The following is a 19,233-nucleotide window of genomic DNA, read 5'->3' on the forward strand; positions in this document are numbered from 1 at the left end:
TGCTCGAATTGTCGATGGAGTGAACAAGAAGGCGCGCAGGGTTGAACATGAAAAAGGGGCCGGCGCGAAAACGGAGTGATTTATGGGAAACATCAAGAGCAGGCTGATTTCAGGTTTTTTAAGCGTAGTGGCCATCTTCGCCATCGGTGCGGGTATTGCGGGAACAAGCGCGAGACAAGCGGCTATAGAGGCGCGACTTTTCCTGAATGAATACTGGCCGACATCCGCTCTTCTCTTGGAGACGAACATCGTGCTGGATGAAATCGCCGTTCGGGCCATTAATCCTCCGTCCGACTCTGAACCCTCGGAAATGATCGACAGCATCCGCACCGATTTAGAAGAGATCCAACGGAAATTCGAAGCATCAGGACTGACCCGCACGGACATTGATCGGATAAACGGTCGTATTGGTCTCTTCATGGAATCGATTGCCCTTCCGATTATGCTGCATTCGGTCCCGGGGAAGCGGATGGAAGAGGCAGACGCCGCCGCCGACCCCCTTCTCGAAAAAATGGGGATAGAGCAGGATGCCTATCTGCTGAGTATGACGTGGGAAACCATCATGAGCTTCAACGATTTCCTGATCACCGGTGACCCCGCCGAAAAAGAAAGTTTTCTCAGGTTGACGGACCAGATCGAAAATCATTCCGCTTTCGATGCGTTTCGTTCAGAGTACGAGCCCTTCAAGGAAATGGCGGAACAGGTTTTCGATTCCGCCCTTCAACTGGAAAACGCCCATAAATTCTTCCGGTTGTCATTGGATCCTCTGACAGAAGACCTTCAAGAAACGGGCGCCCAGTACCGGGTATCCGTTGTGCAACCGGCTTCCGAAAAGATCCAGGCCAGCCTGCGCACGATCCTCTCGACGATGATGTGGGCTACCCTGATCAGCGCCCTGCTCTCCATAATGATCGGTTTTGTGCTCGCACGCGGCCTGGGGAACCCGATTCGCCGAGTGATGGAAGTTCTCGGAAAGCTGGAAAAAGGTCATCTGGACACGAGGGCCGGATTGAAGCGCCGCGACGAAATCGGGCAGATGTCCTCTGCTCTCGACCGGATGTCGGACAAACTGAGCGGAATGGTCCTGAGGATTCGCCGTTCTGCGGATGAGCTGATCGGCATTTCGGCAAATCTGGCCGAATCGGCCACTTCGGTTGAAACGGCGGCCGGGCGGCAGTCCGAACAGGTGGAAAAGGCGTCCGCCGCCATGATGAGCATCAGAAAACTCGGTGAGCAGGTCGGAGACGGTATGGAGCGACTGACCGAATCCGCCGCAGACAGCACCTCTTCGGTGCTCGAGATGAGCGCCAATATCGAGGAAGTTGCGCAGAATGCGGAGAACCTGGCCCTCTCGGTCGAGGAGGTCAACTCCGCGATACAGGAAATGGCCGCTGCCTTCAAACAGATATCCGAAAATATCCTCACGCTCAGGGAATCCTCCGATTCGACGGCCTCCTCGGTGGCCCAGATGGACGCATCCATCGAACAGGTGGAGGAAAACGCCCGCAACATCCGCCTCATCACCGAAGAGGTGCGCACGGATGCGGAACGGGGGCAGCAATCGGTGGAGGCGACAATCGGCGGCATTGAGGAGATCCGGCGGGCTTCAAAAGCCGCCGGCGAGGTTGTTCTGTCTTTGGCTGATAAGGCGGTCGGCATCGGCAGGATTCTGTCGGTGATCGAGGACGTGACCGACCAGACGAGCCTGCTGGCCCTGAATGCGGCGATCATCGCCGCACAGGCGGGTGACCGGGGAAGATCCTTCGCCGTCGTGGCCGATGAAATCCGCGAACTTGCAGACCGGACCAGCCTCTCAACGCGGGAGATCGCCGAGGTGATCCAGGCTGTTCAGGATGATACCCGGCGCGCCGTCGAGACAATTCAGAAGGCGGACATCCGGATCACGGAAGGCGAAAACCTCTCCCGTCAGAGCGGAAAGGCCCTGAACAAGATCGTCTCGGGGGTTGCCGGAGCGGTGAGGCAAATGGACCAGATCGCCATGGCCACCCAAGAACAGGCCCAGGGCAGCCGGATAATCCGTTCCGCCATGGAAAAAATGGCCACGATGGTCGATCAGACAGCGACGGCAATGGTCGAGCAGGAGAAGGGGAGTCAGGCGATCCGTTCGGCGGCCGAAAAAATGTGGGAAATGACCACTCATGTCAAAAATTCAACCCGCGAGCAGAGCAATGCGGCCAAGACGATCGCTCGCTCTACCGAAAACATCGATGAACAGGTTCAAATGATCATGGCGGCGTGTGAGCAACAGGGCAGACAGGGAGAGGAGGTTGATCATGCCGTCGCCCAGATTCGCGATTCCGCAAAGGACAACCTTGAATTCGTCCAGCTGCTCAACCAGATTGTGCGGGGGATGTCCGGCCAGGTGAAAATCCTGCAGAGGGAAATGACCATGTTTAAAGGACTGAAGGAGGATTAGTCCGCGGAAACAATCGGACTTCCAGTCCCATCAGAGTTCGGAATATCGGTTCTGCAACGCATCTTAAAGTTAAGGTGCGTTGCAGAACCGTTTTTTTTTGCGAAAGGATAAAGCCGGGCCTCGGCTGCCGGAGCGGTTATCGGTTGCGACGATGGTTTCTGCGATAGTGGAAAATCATGCCCAGGGTCGCCGCCGCGGTCAAGAAAGGCCGGCGCCTGGCTATTGTGACGGCTGACAGGGCGAGAAGCATCTTTCCAGCCGGAGAGACGAGGAAGGTCTTCACCGGCGCGAATATGCGTTGCGGCGAGAGATTTTTCTGGATCTCGTCCAGGGTTCCGCGCATCTGCGAAAGAGTGACTTCGATGTCACGCTCGATCTCCAGGGAATCCGGCGGCTGCATCCGGGCCGCCGATCCTTCCCCCTCGATATGCCTGCCAGAACTCATTTCATCCCTTACGGTCACTATGCAGTTGCTCCTTTACCAGTTCCTTCTCCATTTTGAAGGTGTGCGCGGTGCGCCTCAGAGCCATGTTCTTCGGCTTCAGGGCATTGCGGCCTGAAAGAAGAAAAGCGCACCCTGCCAAAGAGATAATGAGGCCGACGATCAAAGCCGCCAACCAGGGGGGCACCAGATGCGCCAGGGCCAGCACAGCCGAGGCCAGCAGAACGAGGAGCCCCGAAGAGGCCAGCAGGCCGCCTATCATCACCGAGGCCAGACCGAGCCCGAGATGGCTGAACTTCTCCGATATCTCAACCTTGATCAGATCGGCCTCCTGCCGTATGAGCAGGGTCATCTCGTCCGCGAATTCAATGAAGAGAGCGGATAATGGACGTTCGTCCTTTGCCATGCCGTATCTCCGTTTTGCCGCTTGCTCCTAATGGCAACAAAGCACAGATTCGGCGCTTGTCAATTCCGACAGACCCAAATATCTCGTCTCGGTTATGAATTAAATTAAAGGTTTGAGTTGACACCCGGTTCGGAAAAGGTAAAGAGGTGTAATAGAGAACTAATCCAGTATGGGTAAGAGGAGATTGAGCCATGAAAACAAGGATGATCTCACAAGTAGTCATGCTGACGGCGAGTATCGCCGTCCTGGTTGGATGCGGGAAGGACATACCGCCTCCCGACGTGCAGATGACCCTGGCGGGAGCAGCCGTCGCCAAGGCGGAAGCCGCCGAGGCCTACCGGCACGCACCGGTGGAATTCAGCACCGCCCGGGAGAAGTTTAGCGAAGCACAGAAGCTAGTGGAAAGAGAGGAGTATGTCGAAGCGCGACGCCTTGCCGAAGAGGCGGAAGTCGATGCCAATCTCGCCTTTGCCAAATCGAGATCGGCCGAGGCTCAGGAGGCAGTCGCAGAGCTTCAGAAAACGATCCGGACTCTGCAGGAGGAGATGCAGCGCATTCAGGCGCAGTAAACGTCGAAATTCAGGAGTCAGCCATGAAAAATAATAATGGGATACGATATTGCATTCTTCTCGCGGCCTTGATTACGATGGCCGGATGCGCAGCCGGACCGGAAGAAAATGCGATGCTGGAGCAGGCGCGCGCCGCCTACAATGAGGCCCGCAACGACCCTCTGGTCATGGAAAACGCCCCCCTGGAACTTGCCAAGGCCGAGGATAACCTGTTGAAGGCCCAAGAATTGTGGGAAGAGAAGAAGGAGACGGCCCGGGTAGAGCACCATGCCTATCTGTCCCGACAACAGTCCGCGATCGCAAGGGAAACAGCCCAACTCCAAAAGGCTCAGCAAACCATAACGGAGGGGGATGCCGAAAGGAACCGCGTTCTCCTGGAGATCAGGGCGAAGGAGGCCGAAGCAGCCAGGCGGCAGGCTCAGCTCAGTCAGGCGGAACTTAAAGAGGCCCGAGCACGTGCCGAGGAGCAGGCCCGGATGGCACAGATTCGGGAGCTTGAAGAATCCCGGAGGCAGGCAGAGGAGCAGGCCAAACGGGCGGAAGAAGCTGGCCAGAAGGTTGCCGGACTGGAAGCGGAGTTGGCTGAGCTCAAAGCGCGCCCGACCGAGCGGGGAATGGTTATTACCCTGGGCGATGTGCTCTTCGATTTGGACAAGGCCGATCTCAACCCCGGCGCCAATCTGGTCATGGACCGTCTGGCCGCTTTTCTCAAGGACCACGAGGAAAGGCGGATTCTGGTGGAAGGGTTCACCGACAGCACCGGAGCAGAAGACTACAACATGCAGCTTTCCGAGAGAAGGGCTCGTTCCGTGCGCCAGGCCTTGATGGATCGCGGGATCGCGGGAGACCGCATCGAAGTGCGCGGTTACGGAGAGCAATACCCGATGGCGACCAACGAGACAGTTGCGGGGCGGCAGCAGAACAGGCGGGTGGAAATCCTCTTTTCCGACGAAGAAGGGAAGCTACCCGGCCGCAGGTAAGATTCAAATTTACATCATGAAAGTTTGACTGTTGGCTGAAATCTGGAAAACTTGGATTGAAGCGGGTGGGGGCGCCCCGCCGCACCCTCCATCTGCCGGAGAAAGCCAATGAATCTTACCGCATCGAGAACAATCGCTTTCCCTGATCGATCCGACGCCGTTCGGCAACTGGATTACCGCTTTCGATTGCCATGCCTCCTGGTCGCTCTGGTCCTGCTCCTGGCAGGCTGCTCGACCGTTCCCATCACCGATCGACGGCAATTGAATCTGGTGTCCGAGGGAACCCTGGTAGAGCTCGGAGCGCAGCAGTACCAGCAATTTCTCGCCGCCAATAAAATTGTGCGCAATACCCCCGAAAGCGAAATGGTCGAGAGGGTCGGCCATCGCATTCGGCAGGCTGTGGAGCAGTTCATGGTCAACCGCAACACGGCCGACCAGCTTTCAGGATATGAATGGGAATTCATTTTGGTGGGCAGCCCGGAAATGAACGCCTGGGCGCTGCCCGGGGGAAAGGTGGCGGTCTACACCGGGATTCTTCCGATTACGCGGGACGAGGCGGGATTGGCCACCGTCATGGGCCATGAGGTTGCCCATGTGATCGCCCAGCACGGAAACGAGAGGATGAGTCAACAACTGGTCGCCCAGATGGGTGGGCAGGCTCTGTCGGCCGTGCTGGCCAACCAGCCCCAGGCCTCCCAGGCCCTCTGGATGCAGGTGTTCGGCGTGGGAGCCCAGGTCGGCCTGATGCTCCCCTACAGCCGACTGCAGGAAAAAGAAGCCGACCACCTTGGACTGATCTTCATGGCCATGGCGGGTTACGACCCGCATGCGGCAATCGGAGTCTGGGAGCGCATGGCCCAGGAGAAGGGGGGCAAGGGGCCTCCCGAATTTCTCAGTACCCACCCCGCCGACGAGAGTAGAATCCGCGAAATCCGCGAGGACATCCCGGAAGCCATGCGCTACTATCAACCTCGACCTTCCTGAATCCATGAAAAACGGCGAAAAAAGCCTGCTGTTCAGCAGGCTTTTTCTTCGGGGTAAGGAGACGCATCTCCTCACCGGGTTTTCCGCCCTGATCGAAATTCAATTGGAGTGGTTGGGAGTATACTGGATTCGACTGAAACAGAATCCAATCGGGTGAGATCCATGATAAAGATTCACCGACCGACCGGAGTGCCGAAATTTCTCATCTGGTTCGCCGTCATCTCGGCAGGGTTGCTCCTGGTTCTTTTCGCGGCTGCGTCCTTCCTCGAAGAGCCGTTGCGCCGGAAAATGGTGCAGGGAATGAACCAGGCCCTGGACGGGTACAGAGCAGAACTGGAGGAACTCGACCTTCATCCCATCGGTTTATCCGTGACCCTCAGGGGACTGACCATCACCCAGGAGGCCCACCCCGATCCTCCGGTGGCCGTCTTCCCGGAAATGGGCGCCAGTGTCCACTGGCGAAGTCTGTTTTCCGGACGCCTGGTGGCCGACTGGCAGCTGGAAGAGCCCCGCATCCATGTCAATCTGGAGCAGTTGCGGGAGGAAAACAAGGACGAAGTGCCGGTGCAGAAACGGGGCTGGCAGGAGGCCATCAAGCAGATCTATCCGCTGAGAATCAACCTTCTTCAGATCCGCAACGGTTCCTTCACGTATATCGAGGACGCGCAGGATCGCCCAATCGAGCTCAGTGCGGTCATGCTGGAAGCCCGCAACATCCAGAACGTCCAGTCACCGCAGGACTCCTATCCCTCTTCGGTTTACATGACTGCCGATATTTTCAGCCGGGGGCGCGGCGAAATAGACGGCCGGGCCGATTTTCTGGCCGACCCCTTTCCGGCCGTGGACGTCGTGTTTTCCCTGGCAGAGATTCCCCTCGAGGACTTGAAACCCGTCTCTTCCCATGTCAACCTGATCGTTACAGGAGGCAACCTGGCGGCCAAGGGACGAATCGAATACGCCCCGTCCGTCAAGGCGACCCGCATCGAACACCTGGATATCGACGGCATCCGCATCGACTACGTCCATTCGGCCGTAACGGCCGAACGGGAAAAAAAGCGGGCGGAGAAAGTCAAGGAAGCGGCAGGGGAGGTCAGCAACAAACCGGGCCTTCTCTTCCTCATCGAGCGCCTGCGGTTGACCGGCGAAGCCGGTTTTGTGAACGAGGAGACCGACCCCGACTACCGGGTTTTCCTCAGCGATACTGAATTGAACATCTCCAACCTGTCCAACCAGTTTCGGCGAGGGCCGGCCACTGCCGATCTCAAGGGGAAATTCATGGGTTCCGGGGAAGCCGTCGCCGAGGCAACCTTCCGGCCTGAAGACAAGGGAGCTGATTTCGATCTTATCCTCCAAATCGAAAAAGCCAGGCTGCCATCGATGAATGATCTGCTGCGAGCCTATGGCAATGTCGATGTGGTCGCCGGGACTCTTTCCCTCTATTCAGAAGTTTCCGTGAAGGAAAATCGCATCGACGGTTATTTCAAGCCTTTACTGGAGGATGTGGACGTTTACGATAAACGACAGGAAAAGGATGAAGGAATTTTCAAGAAGATGTACGAAGGTCTTGTGGGTGGCCTCAGCAGTCTTCTTGAAAACGAACCGCGCGAGGAAGTGGCGACACGCATAGACATCTCTGGTCCGCTGGATGATCCGGAAGCCAACACACTGGAAGTTATTCTCCTTCTGATCCGGAACGGCTTCTTTAATGCCATCCTTCCAGGCTTTGAGCGCGAAGTGAATAATCTCCGGGAATAGATTTCGGGTTGATCTCGGAATCACCTCCATTATCCAGGGCTTCCAATGAATCTGCTCCTCCTCTATATCTCCCTGGCTCTCGTCTTTTCTTTCCTCTGTTCCATCGCGGAGGCGGTTCTCCTGAGCGTGACGCCTGCCTATATCGCCACCCTGGAAGGGGAGGGGCGGCGTTCGGGAACTCTTCTGCGACGCTTCAAGGAGAACATCGATCATCCTCTTGCCGCCATTCTGACCCTCAATACCGTCGCCCATACGATCGGAGCCGCGGGCGCCGGCGCCCAAGCCGCCGCGGTTTTCGGCAGTCAGTGGGTCGGACTGGCTTCGGTGGTGCTGACCCTGTTGATCCTTTTCCTGTCGGAGATCATCCCCAAAACGCTCGGAGCCGTCCATTGGCGTTCTCTGGCACCCGTTCTGGCCGATCCTCTGCAATGGCTTATCCGCATTCTTTTTCCACTGGTGCTCCTTTCCGAATGGCTCACTCGGTTGATATCCAGGGAAAAGGGAGCAGCTGTCTTCGAGAGAGACGAACTGAGCGCCATGGCGGATTTGGGGGTCGAATCCGGCGAATTAGGGCAGGACGAATCGAAGATGCTGAAGAACCTCATGCAACTCAGGTTTCTGACCCTGGAGGATGTGATGACGCCGCGGACGGTCATTTTCGCCCTTCCGGAAACGATGTCGGTCGCCGAGGTGGTGAATCGCCATTCGGATATGGCATTTTCCCGTCTTCCCCTCTACGGACGAGGTTTGGATGACATCACCGGATTCGTTCTCAAGAACGACGTGCTGCTGGCCCATGCCCAAGGAGAAAAAGACCGGCCGCTGAAGACTATGCAACGGGAAATCGCAGCTCTGTCCGAAGGCACCCGCTTGCCGGACGCCCTGGAAATACTTCTGAATCGGCGGCAGCATATTCTTCTGGTCCAGGACCCTTACGGCGGGACCGCCGGTCTCGCCACCCTGGAGGATATCCTTGAAACGCTGCTCGGGTTGGAAATCGTCGATGAGGCGGACAGAACCGTGGACATGCGGGCCCTGGCTCGGGAAAGCTGGCGGAAGAGGGCCCGGACACTTGGACTGGTTCCTGAAGAGGATGATCCATCAGCAAGAGATTGAGATTTAATTCGTACACCGGTTTTCCTCTGGACTTTCGCCTCATCCTGTATTAAACAGTGCACACCGCCAGCCCGGACCTTTCGGGTTCCCTCTTTCGCCCAGTGGAAACGTTTTCCCTCCATGGTTCTGCTGCAAAATCAAATATTTCTTCTGATTCTGATCATCGCCCTCGGCGAACTGCTGGGTAAGGTGAACATCCGCAATCTCGCCCTCGGACCCTCGGCGATCATCTTCGTGGCACTCGCCTTCGGACATTTCGGTTTCATCCTTCCGGAGGGGATACAGGACATCGGTCTGGCCATGTTCATTTATGCCGTCGGCCTGCAGGCCGGGCCCGGCTTCATCAGCTCCTTCCGCAGCCACGGTCTGCCCATGGGCGTAGGCGTGCTCGTGATGGCCGCGATAGGTACGGCGGCTACTTTTGCCTGCTGCCGCTTCTTCGGCTTCGATGCAGGAATCGGCGCCGGTCTTCTCTCCGGCGCCATGACCAGCACCCCCTCCCTGGCCGTGGCGGTGGAGACGGTCGGGCACGGCAGCGCTCCGGCGGCCTACGGCGTCACCTACGGTTTCGGCGTGATCGGAGTGGCTGTGTTCATCAAGGTCCTGCCGCGCCTTATGCGGGTCGATATCTCCGCTGAAGAAGAGAGCCTCGACCGGGAGTTGGCCGAGATCAATCCGCCGATCACCTACCACCATATCGAGATCACCAACCCCAACCTCTTCGGCAAGCGCGTGGCCGACATCTTCCTCAAGAGCATCGCCCCGGTTACCATCAGCCGCCTGTTGCGGATGGGGGCGAGCGAGCCGGTGCTGGTGGGAGCCGATACGGTCCTGCAGGAAGGAGATCGTCTGCGGGTGGTCGGCCGTCCCTCCGATCTGGAGAAAGTCGAACTCTTCATCGGCAAACCGGTGGCGGGGGAGATCGCTTTCGACCGGGTGCTGACCAAGAAAAGCATCACCGTCTCCAAACGAGAAATTTCCGGAACCACTCTTGGTTTCTTCAATTTTCGCGAGGCTTTCAACGTTCAGGTCGCGCGCATCACTCGCAACGGCATAGACCTGCCTGCCGACGCGAATACCCGGCTCCATCTCGGAGATGTGCTGCATGCCGTCGGCGACGAGCGCTCGCTGCGAAATATCACCCGCATACTGGGCAACGATCTCAAGGCGACTTACGAGGTCAGTCTTTTGCCGATCCTCCTCGGCCTCCTTTTCGGTTTCATGCTCGGCCAGGTGACTCTCCCCTTGCCGCTTGTCGGTCCTCTAACCCTGGGCACCACCGGCGGCACCCTGATCGCCGGCCTTCTGCTCGGAGCCCGTTATCAAACCGGCCCCCTCATCTGGGACGTCCCCATGGCCGGCAACCGCCTGATTCGCGATCTGGGGCTGGCTCTGTTCATGGCGGCCGTCGGCACTTCGGCCGGGGTTTCTTTTGTCGAAACCCTCCGGTCTCACGGCTTGCCGCTGCTCCTCTCGGGAGCCGTGGTTACCCTGGCGCCGGTTGCCGTCACGGCCGTCATCGGCCTGCGGTGGCTGCGCATCCGTTTTCTGCGGCTGCTGGGAATGCTGGTCGGTGGGATGACCAGCGCCTCCGGACTTGCGGCCGCCGGTTCCCTCTCCGCCACTTCCTACGCACCCGCGGCCTATGCGACGGTATATCCCCTGGCGCTGATCGGCAAGATCATCGCTGTCAAGGTGCTGCTGTTGATCTTGTGAGGTCCTCGGAAAAATAAGTGCTAGAATTGGTTTAAAGGGTTTAAAGGACTCGAGCGGAAAGGAGGCAAGAGTATGAATGCTGTGATGGTCAGGGGACAGATGAATCAGGTCCGGGGAGAATTCAGGAAACAATGGTGTCGTCTGACGGGGAATCGAATGGGCAGGATCAACGGACATTTTCTCAAACTGTTTGGAAAAGCCCAGGTCGGGTATGGCCGGACCCGGGATGCCGCCGGGAGAGGAATCAGAAAGATCACCCGTCATTGAAGAGGCTTCAGGTTCGATTCCGCCCCGCAGCTTTCCGCGGGGCGGTTTTGTTTTCATAGCTGTTTCACTACTTTCTCCAGCACCCGCCCGAACACCTCCAGCTCCTCGCTGCTCAAGACGGCGGCGATCTCGCCGGTCAGCTGAAGATGATACTCCTGGTGGCTGGCAAAATGCTTTCCACCCGCCTCGGTGAGGACCACCCGGTAGGAGCGTCGGTCACTTTCGTGCGGCCGCCTTTCGAGCAACCCCCTGCGTTCGAGCTTGTCTACCGTCACGGTCAGGGTGCCGGTGGTCACTCCAAGTTTTTCCGCCAGCTCCTTCATGCGGAGCGATTTCTCGTGGCCTATGATCTCGATGGCATGCATCTGCCCCGGGGTCAGTTCGCTGTCCTTGACCACGGCATGTTCCCAGGAGGAAAGCTTCTCGTAGAATTCGATGATCTGCTGCGCCAGGATCTCCACCGTCATGATCGTGCTCCTGCTAAAGATGTGCGATGAAGGAATAGCCGGCGAAAATGATCGTAATCACTCCGGCGCCGCGCATGAGCGCATCCTCCACCCAATCCTGGGTTAACGTCTTGAGCAGGCGGGCGACGTGGAAGATGGCGTAGATCACTACGGCCACCGCAGCTGCCGTACCCAAGGCATAGATTCCGAAGACCGTCGTTGCCTTCAATGCGCTCCCTGAGTCGAGGGCGTAGCCGTACATGATCGCCACGGTAGGGCAGGGAATGATCATGTTGACGAAGCCGACCCCGAAAAGGGCGGCTCCGGCCATCCTCTGCCTCTTGGCGGCCGGCTTGAGATGGTCCAGATCATGTTCGTGATCGTGCCCGTGCTCCTCGTCGTGATGGTGGTGCAGCAGGTGGGGATTGATGATCAGCACCGCTCCCAGCAGGAGGAGCAGGCCGGCGGTGCCGATATCGACCCAATATTCGAAGGTCTCGGGAATCACCGTCGAGATCGCTCCCAGGGTCAATCCCAGCAGAAGGCACGCGGCGGCCGTACCGGCGAGGAACGATACCGTCAGAAAGGCCGCTTTGCGGCCTTTTTTCTGTCCGACAATGAAGGGGGCGAGTACCAGCCAGCTGTGGCCGCAGGGATTGACGCCATGCACCAGCCCCAGGATCAGGCTGCTCTGGAAGGCGGCCCAGAAGAGATGATCGAGCTCCATGTGAATTTGTTCCTTTCCGAAGCTGAAAATTTAATGAGCCCAAGAGTGCCGGATATCCGTTTGTCTGTCAAGTAATTTGATAATCAAGGAACTCGTTCGAATAAATACCGGGTTTTTGACAAATCGATGAATTTGCGCTGACGGAAACCGAGACTATACTGGTGAAAAGGAAGAGAGAAAACGATAAAGAAATAGGTGCCTTCAGGGAGTCTCGGATGAAAACGTATTCAAGGGCTTGCTTGCTGCCGCTGCTTATCCTGCTTCTATCCTCTTGTGTCTCATCAAAGTTGACCGCCTCCTGGGTCGATCCTGAATTCAAGCGGTCGCAAGTCCAATCGATACTGGTGCTGGGGGTTTCGGAGGAAGATCTGCTTCGACGCACCTTCGAGGATGAGATGGTCGCCCAGCTCCAGCAATACGGATTGAAAGTCGCCCCGAGCTATCGGTCGATTTCCGGGAAGGACATCCCCGAGAAGGCAGAGATGGAACAATGGATCGGGGGCCAGGACGTGGATGGGATTATCGTTTCACGTCTTGTCGGAACCCGACAGGAGACGGTCGTGCAACCGGGATATACGACACGCCTGGGCGGCTACACAGGACCGTACTGGGGTGGGGGTCCACATCCCTGGGTCGATCCGTACGGTGGATGGTACGGATACTACTCCGGCAGCTACGATGTCCTCCATTACCCCCCGGAGGTTTCCTACTACGAGGTCTATATCATCGAAACGACGCTTTATCTCGTTGCCACAGATCAGCCTGTCTGGTCGGCCCGTGCGGAAATCTCATCCGACAAGGATACGAACAGGGCGATTGAAGATCTGGTCACCGATCTGATCGACAACATGGCTGACAAGGGCGTGATCTGATGATTCAGGACGGATCAGATGGGCTGCGTTGAATTGAGGAACTGAATTGCCAGATTGGCGTCCTGCTCCGTTAACCCTATCGTCTTGCTGGTTCTGACCAGAGCCCCATCCAATGGAGCGAGATCGTTTCGGTCGTCCAGAATGACGATCTTCTCAATCTGGTAACGGGGTGTCCAGGTTTCAAGCCATTCCTGGATTTCCCGTCCCCGTTGATCATCGAGATAGGGAGTGACGCCGATAACCCGTCCCGGAAGAACCCCCTTAGAAGACAGGACTTCGTCCATTTCCTCCGGAGTGGCCCCCAGCCTCCATGTGCTGGTGACGACGAGATTGGCGTCGGTGGTCGTCAGGATTTTGTTGAGGATGCGTACCTTTTCGTCTTCGAAATAGATGCTTCCCTCCTCATGATTCAAGACTCCGTCAATGTCCAGGAACAGGATCCTCATTCTTTCCCCCCGGTTTCGATTCTCTCATGCCGTAATATTTCGCCGTGGCAAAGATCTCGGAACATCCCTCGATTCATCTTGCGAGAATTTTTTGAATGGTTTCTATGAGCATGGCCGATTTGAAGGGCTTGGTGATGTAGGCATCGGCTCCGGCCTCCTTGCTTAGCTGGACGTCCATGCGGCTCTTTCTTGCCGTCACCATGATGATGGGGATCTTCCGGGTCCGCTCCTTTTCCTTGATCATTCGACAGATCTCGAATCCGTCCAGATCCGGGAGCATGATGTCCAGCAGCATCAGGTCCGGAATGTCTTCTTCAATGGCGGCGAGCGCGGCCTGGCCGTCGGAAACTCCTCGGACCTCGAATCCCCTGGAAGTCAGCAGTATGCTTTCAAGTTTGAGCAGGCTTTCCTGGTCTTCAACCAGAAGGATTTTTTTACCAGGCATAGGTCCTCTCCTCTTGAAAAAATAAAATGCACAAATTAGCTGAAATATGCTTTTTCCAGAACCACGGCGCAATTATCGCCATCGGCAGAATTGATTCAAGCGAAGGCGGCAATTCAAGAGGGCCGGTTTGAGTGTATGAATGCAACCTCCGCAGAATATGAGAGAAGATTAGCTGAGATAAACGGAATGTCAAAAGGATTGGCCTTCATACCGTCTTGGAGAGACAAGCGCACCCTGATTATATTCAGGAGTCGCAGGAGCGAGGGCCGGCAGGATCGAGGGTCGGCAGCAGCAAAAGATAAATTGTGACGGCGGCGGCTATGCCGATGAGCAGTGCCTTCAACCAGAACAGGGGGACGATGTAGAGAGCCGATGCCGGAATGGTGAGCCAGATCAGGATGATCGCCGTGGCTTTTGCTTTTCGGGGTATTCCGTCTCCTGCCAGGTAGGGACGAATCAGCGGACCTAAACGGCGGTGTTCAAGAAGATGACGGTGAAAACGTTCGGAGCTCCGGGCAAAGCATGCAGCAGCCAGAAGCAGCAAGGGGACAGTCGGAAGAAGTGGCAGGAAAATGCCGAGTACGGCCAGGCCGGTACTGAGCAGACCTGCCGCGGTGAGGCACCAGCGCACAGCCCTGTTTTTGGGGCGGCCGCTTCGGCCTGAATCCGTATTCAGGTCGGTCATCTCCGGATCAACTCCACGATCAGCCCTGGACGGCATGCGTTCGCCGCTCATTCCGATTGACCTCAAACGGGTTCGTGCTTCCCTGCAGCTCCAATTGATACCTGCGCTCCTTCCGCTTGATGCTCAGATATTCCCTTTTGCTCATTTCATAGAGCTGCCGAGGGTGCTCCTGGGTTAAATCGAACCAGGCGTTCAAGCGGGCATCCAGCCGGTTCTCTTCAGGGACATGCAGGGTATCGAGGTAGGCTTTCAGGGCCATATAGTAGCGCATTGCATTCCGCTCGACAATTCCCTTGGTACCCCCCACATAGAGAAGCTTACCCCCCTCTTTTCCCACCACGGAAAACCCGATCTTGTCGCTGCCGGTGGTGGAGAGATAGAATCCGGTTGCAAATTTGCTGCGCAGGCTCGGCCGGAAAGAGGAATTGAGCCGGATGAATGTGCGTCCATCCGCATCGGCATGAGCCTCGACCTCGATACGATAGTCGCGGGTGCCGTGCGGACCTTCCGAGGCGATGAGCAGGACCCGCAATTGATCTTCTTCCTGTTTGAGGATCCGAAAAACGTATTCAAGCTGAAGGGCGTCCTCGGGAGGTTCGAAAAACTTGCGTCCAATGAAGAGTGTCAGCAGGGTTCGATCTTTGCGGACGCTGTGGATGCACGATTTGACATTGAACACCAGGGGGATGAAATCGCACCAGGCGGCAGGAGCGGTCAGGGCCTCTTTCACCCTGCTGAAAGGATACTCGATCATGCCGTTGACTTCCGCGCCGAACAGGCCGTCCTCTTCGGTGGAGCGGACCTGCAGCGAAGATCCCGCCAGCAGGGTCGGAGATATATCGGTGGCCCGGCAGAGGGAAGCGCAGGCCAGAAAAAGCAGTAAAAAGATGAGTCCGGAAAGCCCCTGGAAATGCGCTTGTTTATTCATCCTTATTTTAGACTCCGAGCATGAGTATGAATGAGCTCAGACCGTATTGTACTCGAAGAGGGGATGAAAAATAAACCCGCCCCCGTGGATTCAGCTCGCAAGAGTCGTTCTGGATAGGGGCAGAGGCTCTTCTCTTTCCGGTTTTCCGTCACCGACTAGTCGCCAGCTCGGCCGGTCCGCCGTAAATGGCATCTTCATGAGCTTGCCGAAAGTGAGTTCTTCCGGGTTCAGGTAGGCGGGCACGCCGATGGTGATCTCGTCCTGGGGAACGTTCAGCCGGAGGGTCCCGTGCACGTAGTCCGGCCAGGAGAAGATCGTCGACCAGTTGGAATCCGTCTCCTCCCGGACGATGGAGTGGTGGATGCCGTGCATGCGGGGGGTGACGATGAGACGGCAGAGCCGGCGCTCCAGTCCGTACGGCAGGCGTATGTTGGAGTGGTGGAAGAGGATCTCCATCAGCGTGAGGGTCTGCCAGAGGGCCAGCCCCTTGGTTGAAACCCCGAAGAGGAGAACCTGGGCGGCGCGCCAGGGGACGGACAGGGCCATCTCCAAGGCATGGAAGCGCAGGGCGGTGGACGCGTCGAGATCGAGGTCGACGTGATGCACCTGGTGGAAGCGCCAGAGGAAGGGGACCTTATGGGTCAGGACATGCCAGATGTAGAGGGTGTAGTCGAGCAGGACGATGGAGAGAAGGAGGTCCACCCCGACGGGAAGCCGCTTCAGTTTGAGCAGCCCCCAGCGGTTTTGGAGGACCATTTTCGACAGGAGGGTGGTCAGCGGTTTCTCCGTGAGGGAGATGGTGGCCGCGGTCATCAGGGACATGGCGGCGTTGCGCACATCCCTTTTTACCTTGTCCTGCGTCGTCTCCCGCAGGGGACGCTTCAGTTCACTGTAGACGACGGTGACAACGGTTCCGACGATCAGAAGGCCGCTGAGCCAGGAGGGAAGCTCCCGGGACATCGATTCGTCCCGCTGCTTCTCTTTTTTCCGTTTCGAACGGGTGCGCATGATGATTCTCCCACCTCGGTAAGGACTCACACGATTTCCGCCACCGCATTTCCGTATCACTTTAAAAGACGCCAACCGTCTGTCAAGAATCTACTCCGGATGAGCCGGAATCGAGAGCGAGGGTGGGTTCTCCCTGGCGAATCCGAAAAAGAAGGGTAATCTAATTTACATGACCGGTTCGCCGAAGATGCTTGTTCATTGGCTTCGGGAGCCGCTCGTCCTTTTCCTGGGGATCGGCGCCCTCTTTCGGAAAAGTCAGACGGTGACCACGGCGCTGAAGGCTCAGGCCGCCGGCCAATTGAGAGAACTGGCGGGTTACATCCTGAAGCAGGCGCAGGAGCCGGAGCTTCGACAAAGGGCGGAAGCGGTGATCGCCTTCGCGGGCCGGCTGGACGCGTTGGCACGGGATGATTCAAAGGCTGTTTTTTTCGAAGACTTGTAAACGTCGTGAGGCAGGATATCGTAGGAGCGAAGTCGACACAGGGAAAGTTGACGAATGTCTCACGAAAAGAGACAACTGATGAAAAGATCACCGTTTATTGAGTCGATGTGGCGCAGAAGAGGGTGAGGGGGCAGACCTCGACAGAAGAGAGGTCTGACCACTCAGAGGTTCTGGCAATCTGTCGGAAACGTGGGTGAGTGTCCCTGATTTCCCCAGGAGAAAAGGAGATGCAGTCATGATAAGAAAACTCTTGCTGAAAAATGCCGCTTGCGTCTTTGCTTTAGGGTTCACGCTGGCTTGCGGATTTCTGATGGTCGAGCAAAGCCGCGCCGCCACGGCCAGGGAAATCGACGTCAGCGCCGACGTGGCCCTGGAACGTTTTTACAAGGAAGTCAAGGGCGCCGAGGAATTCGCCAAGAACGCCAAGGGCCTGCTGATCCTGCCCGGTGTCATCAAGGGCGGTTTTGTCGTCGGTGGCGAGTACGGAGAAGGGGCGCTGCGGATCGGGGGCAAGACGGTGGATTATTACAACATCGTCGCCGGCTCCTTCGGCCTCCAGATAGGCGCCCAGAAGAAGGACATCGTCATCGCCTTCATGACCGATGAGGCGCTCAAGAAGTTCCGCGCCAGCCAGGGCTGGGAGACCGGCGTCGACGGCAACGTCGCACTGCTGGACATCGGTGCCGGAGAGCGCCTCGACACCACCACCCTCAAGGACCCCATCGTCGGCTTCGTGTTCGGGGTGAAGGGCCTGATGGCCGATGTCTCCCTGAAAGGCTCGAAATTCACCAAGCTGGACAAGAGCAAATAAGGGAGATCGGCGTTACGGGTTGGTCGGGATCAACCCGGAGACCGGCATTGCCGCCTGCACCCGCAAAGCCTGCGCTGTCTACTCCAAGCCCTATTGTATGGGGATGACCAGGCACGGTCGGGGACGACCGGCGGGCAGGCGGACCTTTGGCAGACCTTCGCGCTGCCGGTGACGGGCGGTTGACCCGCCGACATAAGGACGATGCGATGACACCGAGCGAAAACCAACGCAGCGGGCGGGTGACCGGATTTCTGGCCAGCCGTCGCCGCCTCCTGATCGGTGGGGCGATCGCAGTCGCGCTCTATGCCCTGTTGGGCTTCTTCCTGGCGCCGTGGCTGCTGGAGAAGCAGGCCGTCAAGATCGTGAAGTCGCAGTTCGATTCGGAACTCCGCCTGAAGAAGGTGGCCATCAACCCCTTCGTTCTGAGCCTGACCATAGAGGGGCTGGAGCTCGATGATCCCCTCCGCGAGCCATTGTCGCGTATCGATCGGATCTTCGTAAATTTCCAGCTGAGTTCGCTCTTCCGCTGGGCGTGGACCTTCGACGAGTTCCGGCTGGATGCGCCAAAGCTCTACGTCTCCCGGGACAGAGAGGGCACCTTGAATCTGTCGCGCCTCGTTGCCGATCGTCCCGAGCCGCCCATCGAGGATGATGCGGCGGAAGAGGAGACGGGCCTCCCGCGCCTCATGATTCATGATGTGGAGATCAATCGCTGCTCGGTCGACTGGCAAGATGAAGTCCCTGCCGAGCCGGTGGAGCACGAATTCGGCCCCATCACCGTCTCAATTCTGGATCTGAATACGCTGCCGCAGCGCCCGGGGCAGCAGTCGGTCGTCATCACCACCGAGACAGGAAGCACCCTCAGCTGGACGGGCAGCCTGCAATTCAACCCGCTGGAAACCGCCGGCCACGCGACGATCACCGGTACTTACTTCGAGCTCTTGTCCGAATATATCCGCAACGAAGCCGGCTTCGATATCGTCGAGGGCAATGTCGACATCGGCCTGGACTACTCCGTCTCCAAGTTGCCTGACGGCACCATTGCCGCGACGGTTGAAGACTTCAATCTGCTGCTTGAGGACATGCTGATAAGGACATTCCCTCCGGGCCTGTCGCCGAAAGTTGCCCAGGAGCGTGAGCTGCTGACCCTCTCGGCGCTGAAGATCGCCGGCGGTCGTTTCGAGTGGCCGCGGCAGGTGGTCGCGGTGGAGTCTTTCGATATCGATGGAGCGAGAGTGAGCCTCTACCGCGATGAGACCGGTGTGCTGGAAATCATGTATGCCGTGCCCGCGGAGGATGCGGCGGAGGCGCAGGCGCAGGAGTCGCAGGCAAAGCCGGATACGGCCGCGGCGGGCCCGGCGGAACCCTGGCGCATCACGCTGAATCGCTTCGGCATCAATGACCTCTCCATCCACCTCGAAGACCATGGCGTACAGCCGGTCGCCGAGGGGGGAGTCGATGCCGTCAACGTGGAGATCACAGGCATCACCAATGAACCCGGTGCGCAATTCCCGACCCGCATTTCGTTTCGGGCGGCCAGAGGGGGGGCCGTCACTCTGGACGGTTCCATGTCCGTGCTGCCGGAGCCGGTCCTCGATTTCAAACTCGACCTCGACGGGGTGGCGCTGGCCGGGGCCCAGCCCTATGTGAGGCCTCTGGCCGACCTGAGCATGGATTCCGGGGCGCTGAATCTTGACGGCCGCCTGCGCAGCTCCCCCGAGGACCCGTTGCGTCTGGAAGCGGACGTCGAA

General features: G+C 57.8%; 21 protein-coding genes. 12 read left to right on the forward strand and 9 right to left on the reverse strand.

Annotated elements, in window-relative coordinates; translation table 11 throughout:
- The first annotated feature begins 82 nt into the window (after window positions 1-82).
- Entirely contained in the window at window positions 83-2,437 is a 2,355-nt protein-coding gene (locus tag DTF_RS22750; protein ID WP_051361182.1) for a methyl-accepting chemotaxis protein, read from the forward strand.
- 136 nt (window positions 2,438-2,573) lie between these two features.
- Here DTF_RS22750 and DTF_RS0108815 read toward each other — a convergent pair whose 3' ends face one another.
- Together DTF_RS0108815 and DTF_RS0108820 are read right to left on the reverse strand one after the other, a co-directional pair.
- Window positions 2,574-2,882 (reverse strand): DUF3618 domain-containing protein, encoded by a 309-nt coding sequence (locus DTF_RS0108815; protein WP_027715024.1) that lies wholly within the window; start codon window positions 2,880-2,882, stop codon window positions 2,574-2,576.
- A gap of 1 nt (window position 2,883) precedes the next feature.
- Window positions 2,884-3,285, reverse strand: a complete 402-nt coding sequence (locus DTF_RS0108820) for a phage holin family protein (protein WP_027715025.1) — start codon at window positions 3,283-3,285, stop codon at window positions 2,884-2,886.
- Window positions 3,286-3,476: 191 nt separating this feature from the next.
- On the opposite strand from DTF_RS0108820, the gene DTF_RS0108825 reads away from it, so the two are divergent.
- The 7 genes from DTF_RS0108825 (at window position 3,477) to DTF_RS0108860 (ending at window position 10,672) form a co-directional block, all read left to right on the forward strand.
- Complete coding sequence (locus DTF_RS0108825; protein WP_051361183.1) at window positions 3,477-3,854, forward strand: DUF4398 domain-containing protein; 378 nt, start codon at window positions 3,477-3,479, stop codon at window positions 3,852-3,854.
- A gap of 23 nt (window positions 3,855-3,877) precedes the next feature.
- A complete protein-coding gene (locus DTF_RS0108830) occupies window positions 3,878-4,834 on the forward strand; it encodes an OmpA family protein (RefSeq protein WP_027715027.1) in 957 nt (318 codons plus the stop codon).
- 108 nt (window positions 4,835-4,942) lie between these two features.
- Complete coding sequence (locus DTF_RS0108835; protein WP_081702877.1) at window positions 4,943-5,818, forward strand: M48 family metallopeptidase; 876 nt, start codon at window positions 4,943-4,945, stop codon at window positions 5,816-5,818.
- 162 nt (window positions 5,819-5,980) lie between these two features.
- The gene (locus DTF_RS0108845) at window positions 5,981-7,573 is read left to right on the forward strand and encodes a DUF748 domain-containing protein (protein ID WP_035056382.1); all 1,593 of its coding nucleotides are present in this window, start codon (window positions 5,981-5,983) and stop codon (window positions 7,571-7,573) included.
- A gap of 45 nt (window positions 7,574-7,618) precedes the next feature.
- A complete protein-coding gene (locus tag DTF_RS22755) occupies window positions 7,619-8,689 on the forward strand; it encodes a CNNM domain-containing protein (RefSeq protein WP_035056384.1) in 1,071 nt (356 codons plus the stop codon).
- Between the two features lie 120 nt (window positions 8,690-8,809).
- A complete protein-coding gene (locus DTF_RS0108855) occupies window positions 8,810-10,405 on the forward strand; it encodes an aspartate:alanine exchanger family transporter (RefSeq protein ID WP_027715030.1) in 1,596 nt (531 codons plus the stop codon).
- A 72-nt stretch (window positions 10,406-10,477) separates the two neighbouring features.
- Window positions 10,478-10,672 (forward strand): CsbD family protein, encoded by a 195-nt coding sequence (locus DTF_RS0108860; protein WP_027715031.1) that lies wholly within the window; start codon window positions 10,478-10,480, stop codon window positions 10,670-10,672.
- Window positions 10,673-10,725: 53 nt separating this feature from the next.
- Here the strand turns inward: DTF_RS0108860 and DTF_RS0108865 are convergent, their stop codons facing one another.
- Complete coding sequence (locus DTF_RS0108865) at window positions 10,726-11,139, reverse strand: MarR family winged helix-turn-helix transcriptional regulator (protein WP_027715032.1); 414 nt, start codon at window positions 11,137-11,139, stop codon at window positions 10,726-10,728.
- 13 nt (window positions 11,140-11,152) lie between these two features.
- On the reverse strand, window positions 11,153-11,845 hold the full coding sequence (locus DTF_RS0108870; RefSeq protein WP_027715033.1) for a sulfite exporter TauE/SafE family protein: 693 nt from the start codon (window positions 11,843-11,845) through the stop codon (window positions 11,153-11,155).
- 215 nt (window positions 11,846-12,060) lie between these two features.
- Here DTF_RS0108870 and DTF_RS0108875 point away from each other — a divergent pair, with 215 nt between their 5' ends.
- Complete coding sequence (locus DTF_RS0108875) at window positions 12,061-12,717, forward strand: hypothetical protein (protein ID WP_027715034.1); 657 nt, start codon at window positions 12,061-12,063, stop codon at window positions 12,715-12,717.
- Between the two features lie 14 nt (window positions 12,718-12,731).
- Here DTF_RS0108875 and DTF_RS0108880 read toward each other — a convergent pair whose 3' ends face one another.
- The 5 genes from DTF_RS0108880 to DTF_RS0108900 all read right to left on the reverse strand — a co-directional run bounded on the left by DTF_RS0108880 (window position 12,732) and on the right by DTF_RS0108900 (window position 16,229).
- Window positions 12,732-13,163: an HAD domain-containing protein gene (locus tag DTF_RS0108880; RefSeq protein ID WP_027715035.1), complete on the reverse strand. Its 432-nt coding sequence runs from the start codon at window positions 13,161-13,163 to the stop codon at window positions 12,732-12,734.
- A 73-nt stretch (window positions 13,164-13,236) separates the two neighbouring features.
- Window positions 13,237-13,608 (reverse strand): response regulator transcription factor, encoded by a 372-nt coding sequence (locus DTF_RS0108885; protein ID WP_027715036.1) that lies wholly within the window; start codon window positions 13,606-13,608, stop codon window positions 13,237-13,239.
- A 244-nt stretch (window positions 13,609-13,852) separates the two neighbouring features.
- Window positions 13,853-14,293: a YbaN family protein gene (locus DTF_RS0108890; RefSeq protein ID WP_051361184.1), complete on the reverse strand. Its 441-nt coding sequence runs from the start codon at window positions 14,291-14,293 to the stop codon at window positions 13,853-13,855.
- Between the two features lie 19 nt (window positions 14,294-14,312).
- Complete coding sequence (locus DTF_RS22760; RefSeq protein WP_051361185.1) at window positions 14,313-15,221, reverse strand: hypothetical protein; 909 nt, start codon at window positions 15,219-15,221, stop codon at window positions 14,313-14,315.
- A 90-nt stretch (window positions 15,222-15,311) separates the two neighbouring features.
- Window positions 15,312-16,229 (reverse strand): sterol desaturase family protein, encoded by a 918-nt coding sequence (locus DTF_RS0108900; protein ID WP_155890766.1) that lies wholly within the window; start codon window positions 16,227-16,229, stop codon window positions 15,312-15,314.
- A gap of 169 nt (window positions 16,230-16,398) precedes the next feature.
- Here DTF_RS0108900 and DTF_RS0108905 point away from each other — a divergent pair, with 169 nt between their 5' ends.
- The 3 genes from DTF_RS0108905 to DTF_RS22765 form a co-directional block, all read left to right on the forward strand.
- On the forward strand, window positions 16,399-16,671 hold the full coding sequence (locus DTF_RS0108905; protein ID WP_027715039.1) for a hypothetical protein: 273 nt from the start codon (window positions 16,399-16,401) through the stop codon (window positions 16,669-16,671).
- A 235-nt stretch (window positions 16,672-16,906) separates the two neighbouring features.
- Complete coding sequence (locus DTF_RS0108910) at window positions 16,907-17,482, forward strand: YSC84-related protein (RefSeq protein ID WP_027715040.1); 576 nt, start codon at window positions 16,907-16,909, stop codon at window positions 17,480-17,482.
- A gap of 206 nt (window positions 17,483-17,688) precedes the next feature.
- Window positions 17,689-19,233 (forward strand): DUF748 domain-containing protein (locus DTF_RS22765; protein ID WP_193352693.1); only part of this gene is annotated, 1,545 nt, incomplete at its 3' end.

The sequence above is a fragment of the Desulfuromonas sp. TF genome (assembly GCF_000472285.1).
Classification (GTDB): domain Bacteria; phylum Desulfobacterota; class Desulfuromonadia; order Desulfuromonadales; family ATBO01; genus ATBO01.